This window comes from Nitrosomonas oligotropha (assembly GCF_900106555.1).
Classification (GTDB): Bacteria; Pseudomonadota; Gammaproteobacteria; order Burkholderiales; family Nitrosomonadaceae; genus Nitrosomonas; species Nitrosomonas oligotropha_A.
The window spans coordinates 20814-42582 of record NZ_FNOE01000010.1; the positions used below are offsets into that span (position 1 = coordinate 20814).

The 21769-nt window shown below is 47.5% G+C and carries 21 protein-coding genes; all 21 read right to left on the minus strand.

What is annotated here, in order from left to right:
• Positions 1 to 45 precede the first annotated feature (45 nt).
• The 21 genes from BLU57_RS07130 to BLU57_RS07225 all read right to left on the minus strand — a co-directional run bounded on the left by BLU57_RS07130 (position 46) and on the right by BLU57_RS07225 (position 21766).
• Positions 46 to 399, minus strand: coding sequence for a hypothetical protein (locus BLU57_RS07130; RefSeq protein ID WP_090318419.1), 354 nt, complete (start codon positions 397 to 399; stop codon positions 46 to 48).
• A 181-nt stretch (positions 400 to 580) separates the two neighbouring features.
• Positions 581 to 1336 carry an HD-GYP domain-containing protein gene (locus BLU57_RS07135; RefSeq protein ID WP_090318661.1) on the minus strand — a complete coding sequence of 252 codons (756 nt, stop codon included), beginning with the start codon at positions 1334 to 1336 and terminating at the stop codon, positions 581 to 583.
• Positions 1337 to 1397: 61 nt separating this feature from the next.
• Complete coding sequence (locus BLU57_RS07140; RefSeq protein WP_090318423.1) at positions 1398 to 4100, minus strand: cation-translocating P-type ATPase; 2703 nt, start codon at positions 4098 to 4100, stop codon at positions 1398 to 1400.
• On the minus strand, positions 4097 to 4756 hold the full coding sequence (locus BLU57_RS07145; RefSeq protein WP_090318426.1) for a class I SAM-dependent methyltransferase: 660 nt from the start codon (positions 4754 to 4756) through the stop codon (positions 4097 to 4099). Before BLU57_RS07145 ends, BLU57_RS07140 begins: the two co-directional genes overlap by 4 nt.
• On the minus strand, positions 4753 to 7899 hold the full coding sequence (locus tag BLU57_RS07150; protein ID WP_090318429.1) for an efflux RND transporter permease subunit: 3147 nt from the start codon (positions 7897 to 7899) through the stop codon (positions 4753 to 4755). Before BLU57_RS07150 ends, BLU57_RS07145 begins: the two co-directional genes overlap by 4 nt.
• A 1-nt stretch (position 7900) precedes the next feature.
• A complete protein-coding gene (locus BLU57_RS07155; protein ID WP_090318432.1) occupies positions 7901 to 9493 on the minus strand; it encodes an efflux RND transporter periplasmic adaptor subunit in 1593 nt (530 codons plus the stop codon).
• Between the two features lie 24 nt (positions 9494 to 9517).
• Complete coding sequence (locus BLU57_RS07160; RefSeq protein ID WP_090318435.1) at positions 9518 to 10864, minus strand: TolC family protein; 1347 nt, start codon at positions 10862 to 10864, stop codon at positions 9518 to 9520.
• Positions 10861 to 11283 carry a copper-binding protein gene (locus tag BLU57_RS07165; RefSeq protein WP_090318436.1) on the minus strand — a complete coding sequence of 141 codons (423 nt, stop codon included), beginning with the start codon at positions 11281 to 11283 and terminating at the stop codon, positions 10861 to 10863. Before BLU57_RS07165 ends, BLU57_RS07160 begins: the two co-directional genes overlap by 4 nt.
• 155 nt (positions 11284 to 11438) lie before the next feature.
• Positions 11439 to 11783, minus strand: coding sequence for a hypothetical protein (locus BLU57_RS07170; protein WP_090318439.1), 345 nt, complete (start codon positions 11781 to 11783; stop codon positions 11439 to 11441).
• Between the two features lie 105 nt (positions 11784 to 11888).
• Positions 11889 to 12245: a hypothetical protein gene (locus tag BLU57_RS07175; RefSeq protein ID WP_090318443.1), complete on the minus strand. Its 357-nt coding sequence runs from the start codon at positions 12243 to 12245 to the stop codon at positions 11889 to 11891.
• A 425-nt stretch (positions 12246 to 12670) separates the two neighbouring features.
• Positions 12671 to 13129: a transglycosylase SLT domain-containing protein gene (locus BLU57_RS07180; protein WP_090318445.1), complete on the minus strand. Its 459-nt coding sequence runs from the start codon at positions 13127 to 13129 to the stop codon at positions 12671 to 12673.
• Positions 13130 to 13157: 28 nt separating this feature from the next.
• Positions 13158 to 14246 carry a P-type conjugative transfer protein TrbL gene (gene trbL, locus BLU57_RS07185; protein WP_090318448.1) on the minus strand — a complete coding sequence of 363 codons (1089 nt, stop codon included), beginning with the start codon at positions 14244 to 14246 and terminating at the stop codon, positions 13158 to 13160.
• Between the two features lie 55 nt (positions 14247 to 14301).
• The gene (locus BLU57_RS07190; RefSeq protein WP_256206170.1) at positions 14302 to 14490 is read right to left on the minus strand and encodes a hypothetical protein; all 189 of its coding nucleotides are present in this window, start codon (positions 14488 to 14490) and stop codon (positions 14302 to 14304) included.
• Between the two features lie 19 nt (positions 14491 to 14509).
• Positions 14510 to 15310 (minus strand): P-type conjugative transfer protein TrbJ, encoded by an 801-nt coding sequence (trbJ, locus tag BLU57_RS07195; protein ID WP_090318453.1) that lies wholly within the window; start codon positions 15308 to 15310, stop codon positions 14510 to 14512.
• Positions 15311 to 15328: 18 nt separating this feature from the next.
• On the minus strand, positions 15329 to 16738 hold the full coding sequence (locus tag BLU57_RS07200) for a TrbI/VirB10 family protein (RefSeq protein ID WP_090318456.1): 1410 nt from the start codon (positions 16736 to 16738) through the stop codon (positions 15329 to 15331).
• Positions 16739 to 16751: 13 nt separating this feature from the next.
• A complete protein-coding gene (locus BLU57_RS07205; protein ID WP_256206171.1) occupies positions 16752 to 17237 on the minus strand; it encodes a conjugal transfer protein TrbH in 486 nt (161 codons plus the stop codon).
• Positions 17237 to 18145: a P-type conjugative transfer protein TrbG gene (gene trbG / locus BLU57_RS07210; protein WP_090318459.1), complete on the minus strand. Its 909-nt coding sequence runs from the start codon at positions 18143 to 18145 to the stop codon at positions 17237 to 17239. The genes BLU57_RS07205 and trbG overlap by 1 nt, the downstream gene beginning before the upstream one ends.
• Before the next feature lie 13 nt (positions 18146 to 18158).
• The gene (locus BLU57_RS07215) at positions 18159 to 18923 is read right to left on the minus strand and encodes a VirB8/TrbF family protein (RefSeq protein ID WP_090318462.1); all 765 of its coding nucleotides are present in this window, start codon (positions 18921 to 18923) and stop codon (positions 18159 to 18161) included.
• Positions 18920 to 21208 carry a VirB4 family type IV secretion/conjugal transfer ATPase gene (locus BLU57_RS07220; protein WP_256206182.1) on the minus strand — a complete coding sequence of 763 codons (2289 nt, stop codon included), beginning with the start codon at positions 21206 to 21208 and terminating at the stop codon, positions 18920 to 18922. The genes BLU57_RS07215 and BLU57_RS07220 overlap by 4 nt, the downstream gene beginning before the upstream one ends.
• Positions 21183 to 21458, minus strand: coding sequence for a hypothetical protein (locus tag BLU57_RS16520; protein WP_256206172.1), 276 nt, complete (start codon positions 21456 to 21458; stop codon positions 21183 to 21185). The genes BLU57_RS07220 and BLU57_RS16520 overlap by 26 nt, the downstream gene beginning before the upstream one ends.
• A complete protein-coding gene (locus BLU57_RS07225) occupies positions 21455 to 21766 on the minus strand; it encodes a conjugal transfer protein TrbD (protein WP_074721752.1) in 312 nt (103 codons plus the stop codon). The genes BLU57_RS16520 and BLU57_RS07225 overlap by 4 nt, the downstream gene beginning before the upstream one ends.
• Between the last annotated feature and the right edge of the window lie 3 nt (positions 21767 to 21769).

The following is a 21769-nucleotide window of genomic DNA, read 5'->3' on the forward strand; positions in this document are numbered from 1 at the left end:
ACCTAATCTGAAGTTTACGAGCCTGTCGTTCTTAAGTTGTGGACATTACTTCACTTCATCCGCTATTTGGTGGTGAATTTTTGCCATGCTCATATTTATTTCTACAGCTTCCTCATAACTTTTTATCAGACTCCTACAATGCGCTTGGAGGTCTTGGACGCGCTTGGGATAGTAATAAGGGTGGTTCTCATATTCTTCAAGCAGTTTTTTGTGCTCTTCCACCTTTAACTGCATTTCGTGAGCTGCATCTTCATAATGTTTGGCCAATGCTTCATGGTCAACACTGGTTTTGGCATTCCGAACCGCGCTGGTCATCTCCATTGGGTGAGGATTCATTTGTGCACAGGAAATCAATGAAGCCAGAATCACCAAGGCTGCAAAAAATATATGTGCTTTCATAAGTATCTCCTGGTAGTTGAGTCAAAGAAATATACCTAAATTCTATAATTTAATTCGTAATCCTCGGCACAAAGCAGCCACCGAGTATCCCCAATGCTGTGATAACTGAAAGAATATTCCGTCCTTAGCGGTTAGTGAGTGAACTCGCTGTTGGTGCCAAGATCAACTCCTACATAACAGTTCATTTGCTTGACACTAACGATGCATGATTATGGCATTTAGCAATAATCATTTTTCGCAGCACTTCTTCTTCGGCGCTGAAAGCATCTACGGCTTCCGGGTCAAACTGACTCCCTTTCATACGTAGAATCTCTGCTTTGGCGAACTCAAAAGAATGACCCTTACGATAAGGCCGATTAGAGGTTATCGAATCCAAGGCATCTATTACCATGAATAGACGTGCACCTAATGGAATACGATCGCCACTAAGTCCTTTTGGGTAACCTGAACCATCATAGCGTTCCTCATGACAGAGAATGATATTTGCAGCATCTGTCATGGCAGGTATTTGCGAAATGAGATGGTAGCCTTTTTCTGGATGTGTCCGCATTTCGATCCATTCAGATTCTGTTAAAGAGCCAGCTTTCAGTAAAATGGTATCAGAGATACCAATCTTGCCAATATCATGCAGTAATGTTCCCCAGTATATTTGCTGCAATACATTCGGATCAGAGGTAAAGCGATGTGCGAGCACCATCGTATGGCAGGCGACGCGCTTGGAGTGCAAACCCGTTTCGTGCTCTCTCAGATCCAGCGCATTCACCAAAGTTTCTGCTAAGAGGTTGAACATATCTTCCTGACTGGCGCAGACATCTATGGTTTTGAGGAAACAATGTTCAGAACAGTATGTAGCACCCACAGAAATATACGGTTGCCTTTCAAGAAGTTTTCCACAATGTTGGCAATACGCTTCTGAGTGCCTGCCTGTTTTGTTCATTTGATCCTCGTCTAGCATGTGTGTTTCATGAGTACACAGAGATCAATGTCATTATTATTTTTCAAATCTTCTTTATAAGACGATAGCGGATGAATTTTCTCAGCTCCAGAACAATCAATGGCATGAATCCTACCGCGAACCACCCTACGCACTGACCCAGCGTAATGGGCTCTACCCCGAATAAGGTTTGAAACATTGGGACATGGTGTATCGCCAACTGCAAGCCAAAGCATACTGCCACAACCAGAAATAATCTTATATTGGAAAACATGCTTATTTCCCAAATGGCACGCTGCTCGCTTCGGGCCCCAAAAGCGCGCAGCAGTCCGGCAATTACTAAAGTAGTAAACGCGGCATCGCGGGCTTGTTCAAGACTACTACCCGCTATGTAGAGTTCATAGGCAAACACACCGAGCGTGACGCTGGCGGTCAGTAAGCCGGTAAATAGCGTTAACTTGATTAAATCACGGTTGATTAATGCCGTCTGTGGATGTCGAGGCGGGCGGTCCAATACATCGGAGTCAACCGGATCGGTCGATAACGCCAAGGCTGCAAAGCCATCAGTTACCAAGTTGATCCACAGAAGATGCAAGGGCAATAGAGGGAGCGGCCAGCCAAGTAGAACTGCGACCAGCATCACGATTAATTCGCCGGTACTGCTACCTAGCAGATAAGCCAAAGTTTTAGCAATGTTGTCATAAATGCCCCGTCCTTCTTCCACGGCAGCGACAATAGAAGCAAAGTTGTCATCGGTAATAATGATATCCGCCGCCTCCTTGGTCACCTCGGTGCCAGTAAGGCCCATCGCGATACCAATGGATGCTTCCTTGATTGCGGGAGCATCGTTCACCCCATCTCCGGTCATCGCCACTACCGCACTTTGCGCCTTCCACGCGCGGACGATGCGAAGCTTGTGCTCGGCGGTGACACGCGCATAAACGGAAACCCTTGATACACGCTCCTTCAGCACCTCATCGTTCAATCGGTCGAGCTCGATACCTGCGAGAATTTCGTCATTCTTACCCAGAATACCCAGCTCACGCCCTATCGCACGTGCCGTATCAGGATGATCACCTGTAATCATCACAGTTTTGATGCCAGCCCGTTTGCATTTAGCCACAGCCTCTTTTGCCTCGGCGCGTGGCGGATCCTGTAAGCCTATTAGCCCCAGAAAAGTAAGTTCCTTCTCGATTTCGGCATCATCTGTCACTTTGCCTTCTTCGAAACTGAGGCCATCCAAGGCGCGTTCGGCGACGGCAAGCACACGTAGCGCATCGTTTGCCAGCAACGTATTAGCATGGAGAAGCCGGACACGGTCACTTTCTGTCAGATCCCTTATTCCCTGGTCGGTACGGATTCTTGTGCAGCGGTCGAGAATCATTTCCGGTGCACCTTTGGCGAATGCCCAGGAATGATTCTCCTGCCGACGGATGACAGTCATACGTTTGCGCACGGAATCAAAAGGAATAATGGCCAGTCGTGGCAGCTCAGCCTCAATCATTTTCCGGGTAATATTGCCTTTGGCGGCAGCAACCAGCAGCGCTCCTTCAGTAGGATCGCCCACTATCATGGATCGACCATCAATTAAAGCTAACTCGGCATCGTTGCAAGCAGCCGACGCACGGAGCAGCGCGAGAAGTGATGGGGTCTCCTCTACCGGTATTTCTGAATTTCCGACAAAGAATGTTCCCTCGGTTGAATAACCTTCGCCAGTAATGCGATACAAGTTATCTGCCGTGACCAGTTTGCAGGCCGTCATTTCACCCATCGTCAGGGTGCCCGTCTTGTCCGTGCAAATGACTTGAGCGCGGCCTAATGTTTCAATCGAGGCCAGGCGTCGCACCAATGCATTCCGCCGCACCATGCGTTGTACACCCAAGGCAAGCGCGATAGTCACTACTGCCGGCAATCCCTCGGGGATAGCAGCAACGGCAAGACTCACCGTGCTTAAGAAGAGCTCAAATGGCGCTATCCCCCGCAATAATCCTAGCCCGAAAATCAGTGTAACAATGCAGAAACAGGCCAGCAATAACATGCGTCCTACCCGGTCGAGCTGGACTTGCAACGGAGTTTCTCCACTTTCGGCAGTCTCCAGCAGTTTAGCGATATGGCCGAGTTCCGTTTCCATGCCGGTGTTAATGACCAATGCGCGACCGGAACCGCCTGTCACACTGGTACCGAGAAAAACCATATTTTTTCGCTCGGCCAAAGCTGTTTCCGGAGGCAAATTATCAGTAAATTTATTTACAGCTTGCGATTCACCAGTAAGCGGTGCTTCGTTGATGCGTAGAACAGAGGCTTGAATCAAGCGGGCATCCGCAGCAACCAGATCCCCTCCTTCTAGCAAAAGAATATCGCCCGGTACGATTTCGATTGCAGCAACCACCACGCTACGACTATTGCGCACTACGCGACAATGAGGCGATACCATATCAGCCAAAGCGGCAGCAGCCTTTTCGGCACGAAATTCTTGAATGAAACCAATCAGCGCATTCAATATTACGATGGCAATAATGGCAATGCCATCAATGTTTTCACCCAGCGCTGTTGAAACAGCCGCTGCGCCAATCAATACCCAGATAACCAGGCTTTTAAACTGACTTACAAAAATTGCTAAGGCTGAAAATCGCTTACCCTTTCGTAGTTTATTAGGCCCATTCCGTGCGAGACGAGCGGCCACTTCTTCATCGGTAAGTCCCCGCTCCACATCGGTTATAATGAGGTGTTCGAGTTCGGCTATTGATTGGCTATGCCATGCATTCATAGCTCATTTCTCATTGGTTTGCAGGCACGATATAAAGCGATGCCACCGACCACTGTGCGATAACGGGTAGTCTCCTCCACTGGATGGAATCCGGCATCCGCTATAAAAACCGGCAATAAACCCAGAATGTTATCGTGAACCTCTTCAGCCCACCGCATTACCAGAGAGATTAGCCACATGACCAAATCGTGCGGTTTGCCGAAGTCCGCAATATGCAACTCTCCACCGGGCTTCAACACGCGAAATGCTTCTCTGAGCGCTTGCTGTTTATCTTGCCGCGTCAAATGATGCAACATCAGGCTAGCGAAAACGTGATCAAAGCTTTCATCTGGATAGGGCAGACTTGTCGCTGTACCTTGTTGCAGGATAATGATCTCTCCTGCTTGCTCGGCCTTCCTTCGTGCGATGTCCAATATCTGAGGATCCATATCAAATCCATAGACTGCGGCATCCGGTTGAATTTGTTTGATCATCAGAGTAAGTGTGCCCGTACCGCAACCTACATCCAGCACCTCTTGACTAGGCTGGATACGGGCTTGCGCGATCAATGCAGTCTTTAACGCCGCCTCAGGAAATAAGCACCGCATTATCGGATCGTACCAGCGTGTCAGCCAGTGGAAATGAAAAGCCGGGATATAATGAGGATGTTTCTTCATGATAAATCCCTCATCTTTTCCGTTTTAAGTGAATGTCGAATTGAGATTTCCTTGACAAGCGCATAGACTGCGGGAAATACGATCAATGTTAGTATTGTAGCGGAAACCATACCGCCCACCATCGGAGCGGAAATGCGCCGGATCACTTCGGAACCTGTGCCACTGCTAAACATAACCGGGAGCAGTCCCACAACACTCCCAGCAATGGTCATCATCACGGGTCGTATTCGATATACCGCCCCTTGCACTACCGCCTCATAAAGATCCTCGACGGTGACTTTGCTGCCAGCAGCTTCGCGTTTTGCAGTCACATCTTTGAGCGCTTGATCGAGGAACTCGAGCATGACCATTCCCGATTCAGCCGCAATACCAACGAGGCCGATGAAACCAATCGCTGCTGCGATGCTCATGTTGTAGTCGAGCCAATACATCAACCAGATACCTCCGACTAAGGAAAAAGGTACCGATAGCATTACTATCAATGTCTCTGTGAGACGATTGAAATTCAGATATACAAGCAGGAATACCATCAGGAGAGTGATTGGAACTACTACTTTCAGTTTTTCGGTGGCCCGCTCCATGTATTCGAATTGCCCGCTCCAGGTAGCATAGTATCCGGGAGGAAATTGCACCTGTTCGCGCACTGCTTTCTGTCCGGCTGCAACGTAGCTACCGATGTCACGATCACGAATGTCAACAAAAATATACGCAGACAGTAGTGCATTCTCCGTACGAATGCTTGGCGGGCCTTTGACAAGGCTGATTCGTGCAAGCTGGCCAAGCGGAATCATCGTCGCTCCCATGGTTGGAACCAGTACCTGAGTAGCGATTGCCTGCGGATCGCTACGTAGCTCGCGTGGATACCGTACGGTAACACCAAAGCGTTCCCGGCCTTCAACCGTGGTCGTCACCATCTCGCCGCCAAGCGCTGCTGAAATCACAGACAATAAATCGCCGACAGCCAATCCATATCGGGCAAGTTCAAGACGATCCGGCTCAACATCAAGATAGTAGCCACCGGTCGTGCGTTCCGCATAGGCGCTACTGGTTCCTGGCACTGTTTTTACAGCTGCCTCAATCTGCTTGGCAAGTTTTTCAATTTCACCCAAATCCTTGCCGAACACTTTGATGCCGACGGGTGTGCGTATGCCGGTGGCAAGCATATCGTTCCTATTTTTAATCGGCATCGTCCAGGCATTACTGACTCCTGGCATTTGCAATGCTTGATCCAGCTCGGCGATCAGCTTGTCGACACTCATACCTGGACGCCATTCGCTTTCCGGTTTCAAATTAATGATGGTTTCAGTCATTTCCAGCGGCGCTGGATCAGTAGCAGTATTAGCACGTCCGGCTTTGCCCAATACCGATGCCACCTCGGGAAAGCTTTTAATGATTTTATTCTGTGTTTGCAGGATTTCTCCAGCCTTGGTTACGGAAATACCCGGAAGTGTCACTGGCATGTAAAGCAGCGTGCCTTCATTCAATGTTGGCATAAATTCTGTTCCAAGCCTGAGCGTTGGATAGACAGTAACCCCAACTATCACGACTGCTGCCAGGACAATGACTTTTTTCCACTGTAACACCTTAGCCATTACAGGCCGATAGAGCTGGATCATGATCCGGCCCAGCGGATTGTCTTGCTCGCGCGGAATGCGGCCACGGAGCAGAAGCAGAATCAGAGCCGGTACCAAAGTGATCGAAAGCAGCGCAGCACCTGCCATGGCAAACGTTTTGGTATAGGCGAGTGGGTGAAACATGCGTCCTTCTTGTGCTTCAAGCACAAACACCGGCAGAAACGATACTGTGATAATCAACAGGCTGAAGAACAGCGGTGGACCGACTTCCTTACAGGCTGCAATGACAGCCTCTGTGCGCGATTCATCGGGAGCAAGGCGCGCAAGATGTTTGTGCGCATTTTCTACCATGACGATGGCAGCATCGGTCATTTCTGCGATCGCCAGCGCGATACCGGCCAGGCTCATGATGTTGGAATTGATACCAAGGTGAAACATTGCAATGAAAGCGATCAGCACGCCAATCGGAAGCATAATGATCGCCACCAGCGCACTGCGCACATGCATGAGAAAAACCACACATACCAGCGCCACGATTATGACCTGTTCGACAAATACTTCGTTTAGCGTCGCAATAGCGCGGTGAATCAACTCTGAGCGATTGTAGACAGGCTGAATCGAAACGCCTTCCGGTAAACCAGATGCGATTTCGTCGATCTTTTTTTCGAGATTATGGGTCACATTGAGAGCGTTTTCACCATGCCGCGCTACTGCGATACCCGAAACAACTTCTCCTTCCCCGTTGAGTTCGGTAATGCCACGGCGCTCATCAGGTACTAATTCCACCCGGGCAACATGGCGCAGCAATACCGGCATACCCTCGTGCGCCTTCACAACCAGATTCTCAAGATCACTAATTCCGCGCAGATAGCCCTTACCGCGAACCATATACTCAGTTTCCGTCAGCTCGATCACACGTCCCCCGACATCGCGGTTGCTGGAGGCGATAACATCGGAGATTGTTTTGAGTGATATCCCGTAGGCTTGAAGGCGTCGTGGATCTACGGTAACTTGGTAGTTTTTTACAAATCCGCCTACACTCGCTACTTCCGACACGCCATGTGTTGCAGTCAACTGATAACGCAAAAACCAGTCCTGAATCGCGCGTAATTCGTCGAGTGCGCGGTTCTTGGCAACTAGCACGTATTGGTAAACCCAACCGACTCCCGTTGCATCCGGGCCGAGCGAGGGCCTGACATTTTCAGGCAACCGGCTTGCCGCGAAGCTCAGATATTCCAGTACTCGCGAACGTGCCCAGTAGATGTCAGTTCCATCTTCAAAGATGACGTACACAAACGATACACCGAAATTTGATACTCCTCTGACAACTTTTGATTTTGGTACACTTAACATAGCTGTGGTCAGCGGATAAGTCACCTGGTCTTCGACCACCTGCGGTGCCTGTCCGGGATATTCCGTGTAAATGATGACCTGTGCATCCGATAAATCTGGTATTGCGTCGATAGGCGTCTTCAATACTGCATACACGCCCCAAGCTACCACAAAGAAGGTTCCAAGTAGTACCAGGAAGACATTCCGCACCGACCATTCGATTATATTGCCAACCATCTTAGTGTCCTCCGTGAGTGGTGGTGCCAAGGCTGAGATCTGCTGGCTGAATGTGCACGATGATATATTCACCGGCTGATTCCTCGGCGATTTCGAATGCAACCTTTTGCCCGGGCTTTAATGAACGAAGTAGCGCTGGATCAGAAACGCGAAAATCCATTATCATTGCAGGCCATTGAAGACTAGCAATTGGGCCATGCGCAAGTGTGACAGTTGCATGCGCAAAATCCATGGCATTGATGGTTCCTTCGCCACGATGAGTTTTTGACGGCGATGCCTTAACAAACGAGCCAGTCTCAGTTTCTTTTTTCTCGTCCGGTAGCTGGTGGCCTCCATGACCAAAACCACTCAGAACCGCCTTGAGATTACTTTCTGCATCAATCAGGAAATTAGCTTTAACCACAACGGTTTCTCCAGCATTAATTCCCCCCAGCACCTCAGCATAACCGTCGGCATGCATGCCCAGCTTTACTGTACGCGGTTCAAATCGGCCTGCGCCGAGATCCACCAATACCACCCGGCGGGTGCCAGTATCCAGTACGGCTGAATTGGGTATTGCCAGTACTTTGTCTTTACTGTGGGATGAAGCAAATTCCACACGTGCGTACATGGCAGGCTTCAACAGGCCATCGGGATTGGGAAGTACAACACGTACGATGGCAGTACGCGTCTCCGGAGTTACCGTGGGATAGATGAAAGCGATTTCACCGTTGAATACTTTGTTTGGATAAGCTTCCACTCTGATTGTGGCCACCTGACCTTGATGCACCATTCCAAGATCCTGTTCAAATACGTCAGCTAGCATCCACACGCTGGATAAATCCGCAATCTGATAAAGCACCTCTCCAGGCATAAAGCGCTGCCCCATGACAGCCTTCTTTTCCAGTACCACACCGTCAGCTTTAGAGCGTAGTGTCATATACTGCCGCACCTCGCCGGTTTGCTGCAGGCGTTGTAACTCGGTTTCCGCAATATCCCAATTGCGCAGTTTCTGCAATGCGCTGGCAACCAATCGCTGCATAGAGGCCCGCACATCGGAATCGCTATCAGCGGTGGATTGCAACCCCCTTAGCGCGATCAAGTATTCTTGTTGTGCTGTAATCAAATCAGGACTGTATACATCCATTAACGCATCGCCTTTTTTCACTGCCTGACCCGTAGTGTTTACATAGAGCCGCTGAATCCAACCCTCAAATTTGGTCACTAATGTGTATAATTTTCTTTCATCTGCCTGTATCGTTGCTACGGCCCTGATAGTGCGAGTCAGTTCACGTAATGTTGCGGTTTCAGTAAGCACCCCTAGCATTTGAATCTTTTCGGTACTTATTTTTATGATAGTTTGATCCGAAGGAGATTCTTCTCCCTCATAAACCGGCAAATAATCCATTCCCATTGGATCTTTTTTGGGTACCGGGGAAGTATCTGGCAAACCCATTGGATTGCGATAATATAAAATCTTTTTCTCAGTACTGGCTGTTTCAAATATCGCAGTACCAGAAGATGATTGTGATTGCGTAGTACCCCACCAATAACTTGCAAACAAAGCAGTTGTAATCGCAACTCCAACCATAATTAGTTTAACGACGGATTTCATAGGAATCTCCATAATCGGTAACAGTTAGTGCTGCTTCTTGCCAGCCAGTAAATCAATCTCCGCCACGGCTTTGTTGTAATTCGCCATCGCGGTGATGAGACTGGTCTCGAAATCAAATACTGTCATTTGATTATCCAACAAGGTCAGAAAATCAACCCGGTTTACCTGGTAAGCAGCCAATGCGGATTCAACCGTCAATTTCGCTTGTGGAAGAATGGCAGTCTGATAGAGCTTGACCGATTTCAGGCTTTGCTCAGCGATGGCAATTTGCTGACGCAATCTTGCCGTAACTTCATTACTTTGTGCTTGATACAGACTGACTGTTTGATCACGCATTGCCTGTGACTCCATGATGCGAGGCTCAATTTTATTGCCGCGCCATACGGGCAGATTAACCGCCACAGTCATACTGACCATGTCATCGCGTCTCGTACCGTCCATCATGTTATCTCGCTGGCCATAAGAAAGTCGCACATCGAAATCCGGATAATAGGCCCTGCGCGCTAAATCAATGGATTTCTCATTACGTGCAATCAGGCTTTGCAATGCTAGCAATTGTGGGCGTTGCGCTATCGCTTCTTGTTGAAATGTTTCCAGATTAAGGGGCACTTCTTGAATTTGTAGTGGCACCGGAATCGGAATTTCACCTTTCGTGTTGCGCCCTAAGGTGCGAATCAGTTCCGCTTCCAACACAGGCTGTTCGCGTGCCAATATTAATAATCTGTCCAGCATTCTTGATACTTGTGTTTGTGCTTTCAGCACGTCCGCCTGACTGCCTTGTCCAACTTGGTAGCGTTCCTCAGCAATGCGTAGAAAACGTTCGAGTGTTTGTTTATTTTTTTCAACCAATTTGATCGTTTCCAGCGTAAGCCCGAGATCAAAGTAAGCTATTTTAAGATCGTGCACAACGCGATTAACCGTTTCATGATAGCCCTGCTCAATGGCGTCGGCATCCTTGGCGGCAACATCCTTGCGTAAGCCGCGCTTTCCCGGAAAAGGCAAACGCTGGGATAGACCGATCATTTTCATGGTCATATCCTCGCGGTTGAACGGTGAAGATGCCAGCGGCGCATTGATCACACCAGCCTCAAGCATGGGATCATCCAAAGCTTCCGCTGGCGATATTCTCTGCTGAGCGGCTTCACGTTCTTGATACGCAGCCTGAATCTCCGGATTATTTTCCAGTGCTTCTGCAATCAAACTCGGGAGCAGCGTCACGTTGTGGGAGTGGGATGCTGCTAAGGTTTTCTGCGGAATAGACTGTGCAAAAATTGCTGTGCCAGCCTTGTTTAAACTATCTTCCTTCCCCTGAACATTTGCCGGAAGTGCGGTAACAGCAAGCACTAACGCAACAATTCTGCCGGGAATCACTGCGAACTCCTAATGGAACTTTGCTTACTCAATTTTACGATGACGTGATCAGAAGTTTCTTTTTGAAGTAAGAATTCAACGATATCACCTTCTTTAATTTTGTTAATCAATGAACGTTCTTTCAGGCGAAAGGACATAGCCATTCTTGGCCAATTTAGTGCAGCGATCGGGTCGTGATTTATTTTTATTGTGGCGTTGGATTGATCGACCTGCAGCACCACACCCCTTGCAGAAATGAGATTGGAAGAAACAGGTGATTCTTTATTGGATATTTGTTCCGAGCTGTTGTGTGTGTGATCAGTAGCGTCGGATGCTAAATTAATTGGACTTGATTGCGTGATCCGATCTGCAAGTGACAGAGCAGACATACAGGCAAGGATTAACGACAGTAGTAATTTAAAAGAAAATGAAAGAAACATACTAACCTCCTAGCTTGTTGTATCACCAAAATTATCAATATAGTGATAGTCAACTAATGGTAATAGCTTTCGACATGGAAAAGTCTTGCGTAGCAATTACTTTGACGCAGGATTAATCCGAATTGAGATTTCTTGCCAGAATTACAGGCGGATTTTTAAAGGGAGTTAGCTAGCGGAGGATGTTGCGGCTGTTCGGGTACAAATGAAATAAAACTTGGACTCAATGAAGCAATAGCGGAAGTGCCGTTAGTTTGCATAACAGCAGTGTAGCCAGACAGGATCGGCGTATTACTGTATGCGTTACAAGAAGAAGTATCATCGCACGGCAGACTTGCTAACAAATGATCGGTTGTATTATCTGCTGTTTGCTTATGACAAGCATCATGATGATGGTTGTCGATCATTGCCGTTGATTTGCCATAATCACTATTGAAACTTTTTTCCTGTACACAAACTGATAAAACAGCCGCTACTACGGCTTGCAATGGCAGCCATAGCATGAAAAAAACCAATAGCCATCTACATATAGATAATTTCATCTTTCTATTATAAGCAGCTTCTAAGATTTTTGCTCAAAAAATAGATTCTATTTCATAGAGCAAATGTTATTTAATCTCCACAGTCATTTTGCGATGGGAATCGGCCATATCCAGATTTGCTTTTGCAGCTTGCTCATAAGCACGGATTAAGCCCTGGCACATTGATTCCATATCTAGACCTTGTCTCCCGTAGTATTGGCTTTCTGCTTGATATTGTTTTAACATTTTTTGATGCTCATCCACTTTTGCTTGCATTTCTTTTGCAGTATCTTCATAGTGTTTAGCAAGTGCATTATGGTCAGTAGGAGTTTTTGCATTCTGAATAGCCCGAGTCATATCCATTGGGTGTGGATTCATTTGTGCACAGGAAGCTAATAAACTTAATAAACCAACAGCAATTAAGATTAAGATTTTGTTTTTCACAATATTTCTCCATAATAAAAATTAATATAGCCCAATAAAACCATAATACTACTATAGTTATAGATCTTTGCACGACAAAAAATAAGACAAAGTTGATGAATGATCTAATTTAGGTGGATTCAAGGATGAAGTGGAATTTTATTATGAGCTTTTCAGATTTTGATGTCGCCCGCCGCACGCGTAAAGATCTCATATCGTAATACCTAATTTATAACCTCGAGCTTTAGTTATTTTCTCTGCTTTCCATACTCCCATTATTTTCGTTCTGAAGGATTCTCTGTATATTCATAACGATCAATTCTTTTATCAGTTCGCAGGATCGCCTTTAATTAAGGCATAAGTGTTTTTAACATTACCTGTGCCTAACATAAGCTTGTTATTCGCAGCCTTTTCCACGGAATTTGTGGATAACGCATAGAACTGAATTAATCCAGATAAGCGTCAGGTATTTTATTGATTTCCTTGATAAAGCGATTTTCTAGCCAGTCAGCCCATTTAGCAGCTTTGGCAATCAGATCAGCTCGATACCTTGCATTATGTTTTGGAGTACGCGAATGATAATTAGCCGCTCTTGTCCAGATGTCGCCTTTATCATTTTTGATATGTAGCCGCACACGCCATGCGGCCAGATCAAAGGCATAACAACCCGGATTTGCTACATGATCAGGCGTGATGCCATATTTGGATAAATCCTGAAGATAAGCCGTATTAAATTGCATCGAGCCAACATCATGCGTGCCGTTACTGTTACGCACCCATTGCCCCGGTTTACCACTTTCTTTTTCGGCTATCGCCAGTAAGATATTGGCGGGTATTTCATACTTGATGGCAGCAGTGATGGAACACACTACCCTTTCTTGCACATCCGGCGGCAAATCCATCATCGAGCGAATCGCTTAAATACCTTATCCATCATTTACCCTCTCCTCGCGAAATATTGTTAATACCCGCAGATTCCTGGGCCTGGCCTTTTTCAATGGCACTCCGCAAAGCATCCGTTCCTGCACTTCTTGCTGCCGTCAGCCGACCGGCTGCCAACGTGCCACCATAAGACGCAACAGCTGCGGCGGCACCTGCCGCTGCCATAAAACCACCGGCGCCATAACTACCAATTCCGACAGTCGAGCCTATGCTACTACCCGTTATAATGCCAGCCAGCAACAGCGGCAATCTAGAAATCAACACAAAGAATGCAATCGTAAAAATAAGCATAACCGCCAGTTCTTCATAATTCAGAACATTTTTACCCATTTTGGCGTAGAAACTGGATAACAGGTCACTACCAATACCAACAATCAGGAGCATTACAAATAGCTGAATACCAACACCCAGAACTGTTTTAAAGTAGTTTATGGCGATGTCGGATGTCCAACGAGCGCCACCAAAGCCTAAAAAGAAGATACCAGCATACAACAGTACCCAGGAGGAAATTAGCAAGAGCAGCATGTTTACTGCAATAACAGCGATTACGATCAAGATGATTAAAGATATGATGATTGCAATCAAACTGTCTATTGGTTGCATCAATGTTAGGTTACTTGTCGCCTGATTCCAGATTAAAACACCTGTATTCATAATACTGGAATAACCTGTGTTGCCAGGTAAGCCTGCCGCGCTATTACCTAATTGCTGCATCGAAGCTATAATGGTACCCGCAATATTGTGGCCTGATACGGCATTAGTCAGCAGCCAGAAGTAAAACCCTGTAAAAATTATAAAACGAGTGAACTCAGCAAAGAAATCTCCTATGTCGGCTTTGCGTAACAGCATCATGCCAAATGTCCAGACCATTGAAATCAGCACCAACGTCCAGAACAAACGCTCAGCAGCAGACTGTATGATGTTTTGCCAGGATTTTACTTTTCCAGCAAACATACTGGTCACCTGGTCCAGCACACTCAGATTAGTCGCTGGATCAATATAGGCCAGTTCAGCAAATGCCCCTCCAGAAAGAAACAATAGAAAAAACAAGGTTATGAAAACAAATTGTATTTTATTCATCTTATTTATTCCATTAATTGTCTTTCGCATGAGAATCGCTTAAGCTCACATTCAGTTATTTTGTTGCCTTCCTAGCATTATCAGGATCAGATGCATCCCAGACTATCCCAGGTGGCATTTCACTTAATTCTTTCTTAGGCTCCTTCAATTCAATCTTGCCATCGCCATCCTTATAACACCCTGACAACAGTAACAAAGACAATAAACAGATAACAGCAATATTCAAATCGCTCTTTTTCATCATTTTTCCTCAGATTAGTGTTTTAAAAAGCATCCCTGACAGACCAGTTTCTACCAACTGGCAATATTTCAGGACTCAGTCGCTTGGTTGCCGCCTCACGCGCAGCCTGCTGCATGGCCTTTTGGTCTACCTCGGCCTGACTTAGCGTATTGGCGGCATTATGCTGAGCAATCAGCATTTGACGCATTTGCAGCAACTGGTTTGCCTGGTACGCGGCCAGCTGGTTGGCATATTGCAGCGCTTCCATTTGTCCCTGAGCCGACTCGGTTCTTTGTTGTAAGACTTGCAGGTGAGCAGCATCCACTGGAATCTGATTCTGATGTTCGCTTAAACCCCGCAAGAGGGAATCATTGGCGTTTTTTTGTGCGTCAGTGCTGGTATTTTGTCCATCCTGTAACAGTTTCCAGGCGGAATCGTTGCATTTTTCCTGCAAATTAAAGCAAGGCGAGCCTCGATAGTATTCAACATTGCGAAACCGCTGCATATAACCATCCAGCCCACCATACTGCTGCTCATAATAGCGTATGGTATTGGTCAGATAGAGCAACCGGTTCATCGTATATTGCGCTTGCGCCCATACATAGGCAGGCGGAGCCAGCGTATTGCGGATCATGTTTTCATATTGCTGCAATTGCGTTTGATACTGCTCGATCTGCTTCAGCGTTTGCGCTACATTCTCAATGGCAGTCGTTGTGGTTTGTTTGATATTTGCCATATCAATGACCGCAAGACCGCCTGCTTTGATATCCGATGAATAACCGACATTACCCAGAATAAGCAGGATTGCTATCAACCGGGAGACTATATTTTTACTGTTTGTCATGTTCAAACACTCCTTGCATTAATAATCAAATGATTGATACGGTTTAGAAAACTTCATGTCTTTGGTCACAATGATGTTAAAGCGATACCCTGGCCTGATTTCAAGGGTGGGTGAGATATTCAGGTTTTTCCGAATGAGATTGGCGGTTACCAACCCCAATTGCTGACCGAGCGATTGGCTCATAATGCTGCCAGCATTTTGCCGTCCGAATGCACCGCCTGCATCACGTTGACTGTACGCGGCACCGGCCACAATCGCCGACATAATCAGGGCTGATCCGAAGATACGCAGGTAATGGTTATTGACCTGATCGCGAAATCCAGCATAACCCACCCCATCAGCACCCGGCATGGCACCGATATCCATGGTTTTTCCATCCGGAAAGATAATGCGCTGCCAAGCGACCAGCACACGCGCCTGACCAAATTCCACTTCGCTGGAGTAGGTGCCCACCAATCTGGAACCTTGCGGGATCAAACGCCATTTACCAATAGGTGAATCATAAATATGCTGACTCACCTGCGCCATGATCTGCCCCGGCAGGCTGGAATTAATACCGGATATCAAAGTTGCCGGTATCACAAACCCTGTTTGCAGGACATAAGGCGATGCGGGCTTTTGCACCTCGCTATTTAATTTCCAGCGTTCCTCGCCACTCGCTGAATCAAAGCGCGAATAATCCTTATCCCGTGTACCAGTCTCGTCATCCAGCAATCGAGGAGCGCCATCATCCATGAATTCATCACCCCTACGCGCTCCCATTCCTCCAGCTACACTTGTTCCCCCATCCTGCCGCAACTGCGCCAGGCGTGCATGATAGGCAGCCGTTGGATCTTCGCGCAGATTTGCATCAATCTGTTGACGCACCGATGCCAATTTAGCCAACATTTCATCACGTGTTTTAGGTGTACCGGCGTGGGCTAAATCCGGTGATGAGCCCGTACTTCTGGGCGCAATCACATTGACATTGGTTTTAGCCTTGATCGCTTCTTCCAGTTGCTGGCGTTTCAGCATCCGAATATGGGCAATATCCGCGTGAAGCGATGGATCGGTAGTATCCATAGATGGCGGCAAAGGCGGTCGATCCAGATCCGATGGCCGTTCAATAATAATTCCCTGTAGGGATGATTTTTCGGTTAAATCAGGAGTTTTAGTCTGGGTTTTGGGTTCAATAATGCCGCCGATATAGTCTTTGGCAATCAGCGAGGCAAAGGAATTGCTCGACTGTGTATCATGATTACCATCAAAATCGTATTGACCGCGCTCAGCTGCGCGATTCATGGCGACGATCATCATGAGCAACATGAATATCAGCATGATCGCGCCAAAGATAAAAATTGGCAGGTTATTGACGCGCCGCACCCCAACGCTTTTGGCAACTATATCCGGGGATGAATCGGGCGACAGGAGTTTAGAATTGGTTGACATCACCCTTATCCCCTTATTCTTTTCTCACCCAAAGACCAGCAGGATGGATACTGTCGGCCTGCACACTGAATGCACGCGATAAGCGCATCTCGTCAATCATGAGTTTGACATGATACAAATCACCCGACTGGTCTACGATGTAACTTAGCGTGAATCCTTTTTGCGGTTCAGTATCAGGTTGATTCGGCGCAGCAAAGATTTGCTGCTGAATTGATTGCTGAGTCGCCTCCTGAACCGCAAAACCTTCAAGACGCAAGTTTTCAATCAAGGTCTTGCCAAACGGATCATTAACCACATGGCGCAAATTAAACTGCGTATTGGCTGCCGGATACAGCCGCACTATTTGGGCTGTCACGTCATCGGCCATGACTTTGCTGTATGTAGTTGAAGGATTTTGAATAAAATTGCCGTAGGGTTGTGTAGAACAACCATTCAATAGCGATAAAACCAGCATGAGGATAAAAACAGCATTGGATGGAATGATCATTTTATTCATCATCAATTCCCCCGCATAATCGTCACCCGGCTTTGATTGCCGCCAACACCGGCAATCAAAATAGCCTTGTCAAAAACGGTATCGACAATATAACGATCACCCTGCAAACGGTAATTCACCATGACCGTTTCATCTTCACTAAAAATGCCGCCTTCTTTATTCAGCAGTAGCAAAGTCGGCGCTTCTGTCTGTGCCATGATGGCAGGCATTTGTATGATGGTTTTTTGACCGTCGTTATAGACTCGCAGCGGCTTCCAGGCAGCATCGCCAGACACTGCATAGGCAAAATCCAGATTGCCCAGATATTCCCCGGTTTCAGGAATAGTGCGCGATTTCCTGATTCCCATGACATGGCTTTCTTTATCTCTAATCGCATCCCATTTAATCAGCGCATCTTCCGGATAAGTAAAACTCACTCTCGGCATAAAATCGCGCCGGTGAGATCGCAGACGCATGTGATACGTGCGCCGGTTTGTCGTCACCACTAGCGATGTTTCCAGGCCCACATCCAGTGGTTTCACAATCAGATGTTGCACCTCGGCAGATCCTTGACCGGTCACTGCCGGTTCTATTAACCAGCGTGCCTGGTCGCCCAGATGGATGGAATTAACTTGCTCACCCGGCTGCAATTCGATATCGCATACCTGCAATACTGCACACACGATACTGGGTTGCTGTGAACCGAACAGAAAACGAATGGAGCCATCCGGCCCGGCAACAGGCTTCGTGCCGGTGGGATTGGCTGCCTGCCATTTCTTGGCCAGGTCAATGGCAGCTCGTTCCTGCGGGGTTAGTTGAGGATTCTTATTGGCGAAATACGCTTCTGACAATCCATCGGCATGAATTGGAGCAGCAAGTCCAACGGACAAAATAAATGTGCTCAGGATACTTAAAGCGAATAACGGTTTCATGATGAGCAACTCCTTAGGTTTGTTTCGACCAGGAGAAATCCTGGATATAAATACCCAGTGGGTTATTTCGGATCTGTTCTTCCGTGGTGCTTTGCGTGGTCGGCTTGTTATAGATTCTCAGTAAAGCACGCATCTTGAAGGGTGGTTCGGTTAAGTGTCCTTGCCGGTCATAGATTTTTTCCACCCAATCGACCTGCCAAGTTTCCGGCGATTGGGGAATCACAGATATGATTTCAACATTCACCGTTTGTGTTTCAGCCCGTTTGAAAGGACTGCTGGCTTCAGTACTATTGAACCATTCGTTGGCTTTGTTCGTTGCCGGATCATTATTGGACAGCATGGCATAGGCACGAAAGATAGCGCGACGTTGCAAGGCGATATCCGGTGTGACCATGCGCAAATCGTTGATAAACGCTGCCACGGACGAATGCACAACGCGCTGATCGGCCACCGCAGCGATATCTGCGCGCGAAACCGCGATGGCTTCACCCAGTTTGTTAACTTGGACGACATAGGGAATGAATTTGGATTGACTGCCGATAGCAATGACTCCACCTACTCCTGCCAGAGCAATCAATAAACAAAGTAGCGCCAGCATTTGCCACATAGTGCGCGAAGCAATTACTTCCCGCATATGATCATTCCAGGTGCGCCGTGCTGACAGATAAGGGTTTTCATTTTCACCGCAGCGGCGACCACCTTCCATCCTGTCTTCATTGACACACATAGTTTTATGCGCACCCGGCTTTAATTTGAATATTTCGTTGATCATATTCATGCGGCCACTCCATAGTCAGATAACGTTAATCCTTTGATCGCCAGCCATTCGTGAACCCAACGATCTCCATACTTGTTATGTAGATTTTTGATGGTTGCGATCGATTCCTTATCAGTCGATCCGACAAATGCCAGCGCCAATGGGCCAAGCGCCAAGTCGTAGAGCCGCCTGCCATTCTCGGACACGGTGTAATATTGCTGTTTAGGAATGGCAGAAGCTAAGATCTCAATCTGGCGTGTATTCAATCCCATGCGCCGATAGAGTACCGATGCCTCTTCATCACAGGCGAATACATTGGGCAGAAATATCTTGGTGGCGGTAGATTCGACAATGACGTCAAGAATCCCACTGTTGGCGGCATCCGACAGGCTTTGGGTTGCCATCAACACCAGGCAATTGTTTTTACGCATGACTTTCAGCCACTCGCGAATCTTGGCGCGAAACACCGGATGACCCAGCATCAACCAGGCTTCGTCCAGAATGATGGCGGAAGGCTGCCCGTGCAGGCTGCGCTCAATGCGCCGGAATAGATACAGTAAAGTCGGCAGTGCGTATTTATCTCCGAGATTCATCAATTCTTCGATCTCGAACGTGGTGAAGGTTGAAAGATTCAATCCATCGGCTTCGGCATCGAGTAAATGTCCCATCATGCCGTCGATGGTGTATTGCCGAAGACACTCGCGAATAGCTTCATCCTGAATCGTCACTGACAAATCCGATAAGGTTTTTGAGCCGCTTTGATGCATGTTAGTAATGGCCTGACTGATTTCGTTACGCTGTAACGGGGTGACGGTGAGACCGTTGAGTTCTATCATCAAACAAATCCATTCCAGCGCCCAAGCACGATCACCCTTGGTGTGCAAGAACTGCAAGGGACAGAAAGATAACGATTCATCGTCGCCTGCTACCGTGAAATGCTGACCACCCACAGCTTTTGTGAGTGGATACATCGATAGTCCCTTGTCAAAGCAATAAATCGACATGCCCTGATAGCGCCGCAATTGCGCGGCAATCAGTGCCAAGTGCGTGGATTTACCGGCGCCTGTAGGTCCAAACATGAAGGTGTGGCCCAGATCGCGTACATGCAAGTTCAGCCGGAAAGGCGTTGCTCCCTGTGTGACACAGTGCATCAAGGGTGGCGAATTGGGCGGATACATCGGACAGGGTGCTATGGGTTTGCCTGTCCAAATGGTATTGACCGGCAACAGATCGGCCAGATTCATGGTATTGATGAGGGGCCTGCGCACATTTTCAACACCGTGACCGGGCAGACTTCCCAGATACGCATCCATCGTGTTGATGGTTTCCACCCGTGCAGCAAAGCCCAGATGATTGATGGCTTTCTCTACCTTTCGCCCGGCTTCTTCCAATGCTGCCCGATCTTCCATCATCAGCACCACCACGCTGGTATAGTAACCTTGACCTACAAAGCCGCTGTTAGTCTCTGCAATGGCCGACTGCGCATCTTCAGTCATATTCAGCGCGTCTTCATCAATGTTGCTGCTTTGCAGATTAAACACCTGATCGAAGAATCCACGAATCTTTTGTTTCCAACGTCTGCGGAATTTTTCCAAATGATTGACTGCTTCATGCGCATCCATGAAGATAAACCGCGATGACCAGCGGTATACACCAGGTAATTCAGAGAGCAGGTTTAACATGCCAGGGGAGGATTCGAGCGGAAAACCTTCAATCGAGACCACTTGGACGAAATTACGGCCAATTTTAGGTACGACTCCACCCCACATTTCCTGACCACCCAGCAGCGTATCCAGATACATCGGATTGGCCGGTAACACCATCGGATGATCCAAGCCGGTCACGCATAATTGCAACCACTGCAAGAAATCATCATGGGTGATGGTGGTACCGTCTTCATTGACCAGTTTGCGGCTTTTTAAACGCGACAGATGAAATACGCTGGATAATCGGGATTCAAAGTTGGCACATTCGCGCTGGAAATATTCCAGCAGCCCTTGTGTTCTGGCTTTCTGGTCGGGAGCCTGGGTTTCATCATCAAACATCAGTTCAACGAACTTGCGCTGCGCCAGCATTGGCGGTAAGTACGTGAGTGATACGATAAAGCAACTCTCGTACATTATGCCGATACGCTCGAACAGATTGCGCCGTTCCTCGTCAATGGCAGCGGTCACGGGATCGGGATAATTGGAAAGTGCTTTATCTGAATAACCTTGTGCGGGTTTTCTGATGGCATCGACATGAATCATCCAACCATTGCCTAAGCGGGATAAAGCCTGGTTAATACGGAATGACACCCGTTCCACGCTCAATCTCGGTACTGCTGGCCGTATCATCGCCGCAGAATATCCAGGCAGCCATCAATGCACCGTTCTTGCCCACAATCACGCCGTCTTCCACCACCGCTGCATATACCAGCAGATCGGCAAAGCCCATTTCTTTTGATCGATGTTGATCCAGTCGTAATTCTTTGCCCGTATCACGGATACGGATAAATAGTATCAAGAGCAGCACAGCTCCAGAGATTGCGATAAGAATTGTGATGGCGGCAATCATAGATGCTGTTTCTCCTGCTGGCGGGTATTGTCATAAAAAGGAGTGCTTCGCGCCGGATAGTATTTTTTGTATTGCATCTGGCGTAAGTAAACATGACGCAGTTGCGGATCATTTTTAGCCATCAGTCGTAGTGCAAACAGTGCAAAGATCCACAGTGCTATGCCGAAAAGCGTAGCCTTGATTTCCATCGCCACAAAGATGGATGTGGCTGCAATCAGGATAGAAAACATAACCAGTTCCCGGTCGCCACCCATGAACAAGTTGGGACGGTTTCCCGATTGACGGATAGGTATGGTTCGAAGCGCCATGAG

Coding starts and splice junctions, on each gene's coding strand:
- BLU57_RS07180 (WP_090318445.1), bottom strand. CDS start 13,129: ATGATGGATTTGCCGCCGGATGTGCAAGAAAGGGTAGTGTGTTCCATC.
- trbL (WP_090318448.1), bottom strand. CDS start 14,246: ATGAATAAAATACAATTTGTTTTCATAACCTTGTTTTTTCTATTGTTT.
- BLU57_RS07135 (WP_090318661.1), bottom strand. CDS start 1,336: ATGAACAAAACAGGCAGGCACTCAGAAGCGTATTGCCAACATTGTGGA.
- BLU57_RS07190 (WP_256206170.1), bottom strand. CDS start 14,490: ATGATGAAAAAGAGCGATTTGAATATTGCTGTTATCTGTTTATTGTCT.
- BLU57_RS07225 (WP_074721752.1), bottom strand. CDS start 21,766: ATGGCGCTTCGAACCATACCTATCCGTCAATCGGGAAACCGTCCCAAC.
- BLU57_RS07215 (WP_090318462.1), bottom strand. CDS start 18,923: ATGAATATGATCAACGAAATATTCAAATTAAAGCCGGGTGCGCATAAA.
- BLU57_RS16520 (WP_256206172.1), bottom strand. CDS start 21,458: ATGATTGCCGCCATCACAATTCTTATCGCAATCTCTGGAGCTGTGCTG.
- trbJ (WP_090318453.1), bottom strand. CDS start 15,310: ATGACAAACAGTAAAAATATAGTCTCCCGGTTGATAGCAATCCTGCTT.
- BLU57_RS07145 (WP_090318426.1), bottom strand. CDS start 4,756: ATGAAGAAACATCCTCATTATATCCCGGCTTTTCATTTCCACTGGCTG.
- BLU57_RS07140 (WP_090318423.1), bottom strand. CDS start 4,100: ATGAATGCATGGCATAGCCAATCAATAGCCGAACTCGAACACCTCATT.
- BLU57_RS07170 (WP_090318439.1), bottom strand. CDS start 11,783: ATGCTATGGCTGCCATTGCAAGCCGTAGTAGCGGCTGTTTTATCAGTT.
- BLU57_RS07200 (WP_090318456.1), bottom strand. CDS start 16,738: ATGTCAACCAATTCTAAACTCCTGTCGCCCGATTCATCCCCGGATATA.
- BLU57_RS07205 (WP_256206171.1), bottom strand. CDS start 17,237: ATGATGAATAAAATGATCATTCCATCCAATGCTGTTTTTATCCTCATG.
- BLU57_RS07165 (WP_090318436.1), bottom strand. CDS start 11,283: ATGTTTCTTTCATTTTCTTTTAAATTACTACTGTCGTTAATCCTTGCC.
- BLU57_RS07155 (WP_090318432.1), bottom strand. CDS start 9,493: ATGAAATCCGTCGTTAAACTAATTATGGTTGGAGTTGCGATTACAACT.
- BLU57_RS07130 (WP_090318419.1), bottom strand. CDS start 399: ATGAAAGCACATATATTTTTTGCAGCCTTGGTGATTCTGGCTTCATTG.
- BLU57_RS07150 (WP_090318429.1), bottom strand. CDS start 7,899: ATGGTTGGCAATATAATCGAATGGTCGGTGCGGAATGTCTTCCTGGTA.
- trbG (WP_090318459.1), bottom strand. CDS start 18,145: ATGAAACCGTTATTCGCTTTAAGTATCCTGAGCACATTTATTTTGTCC.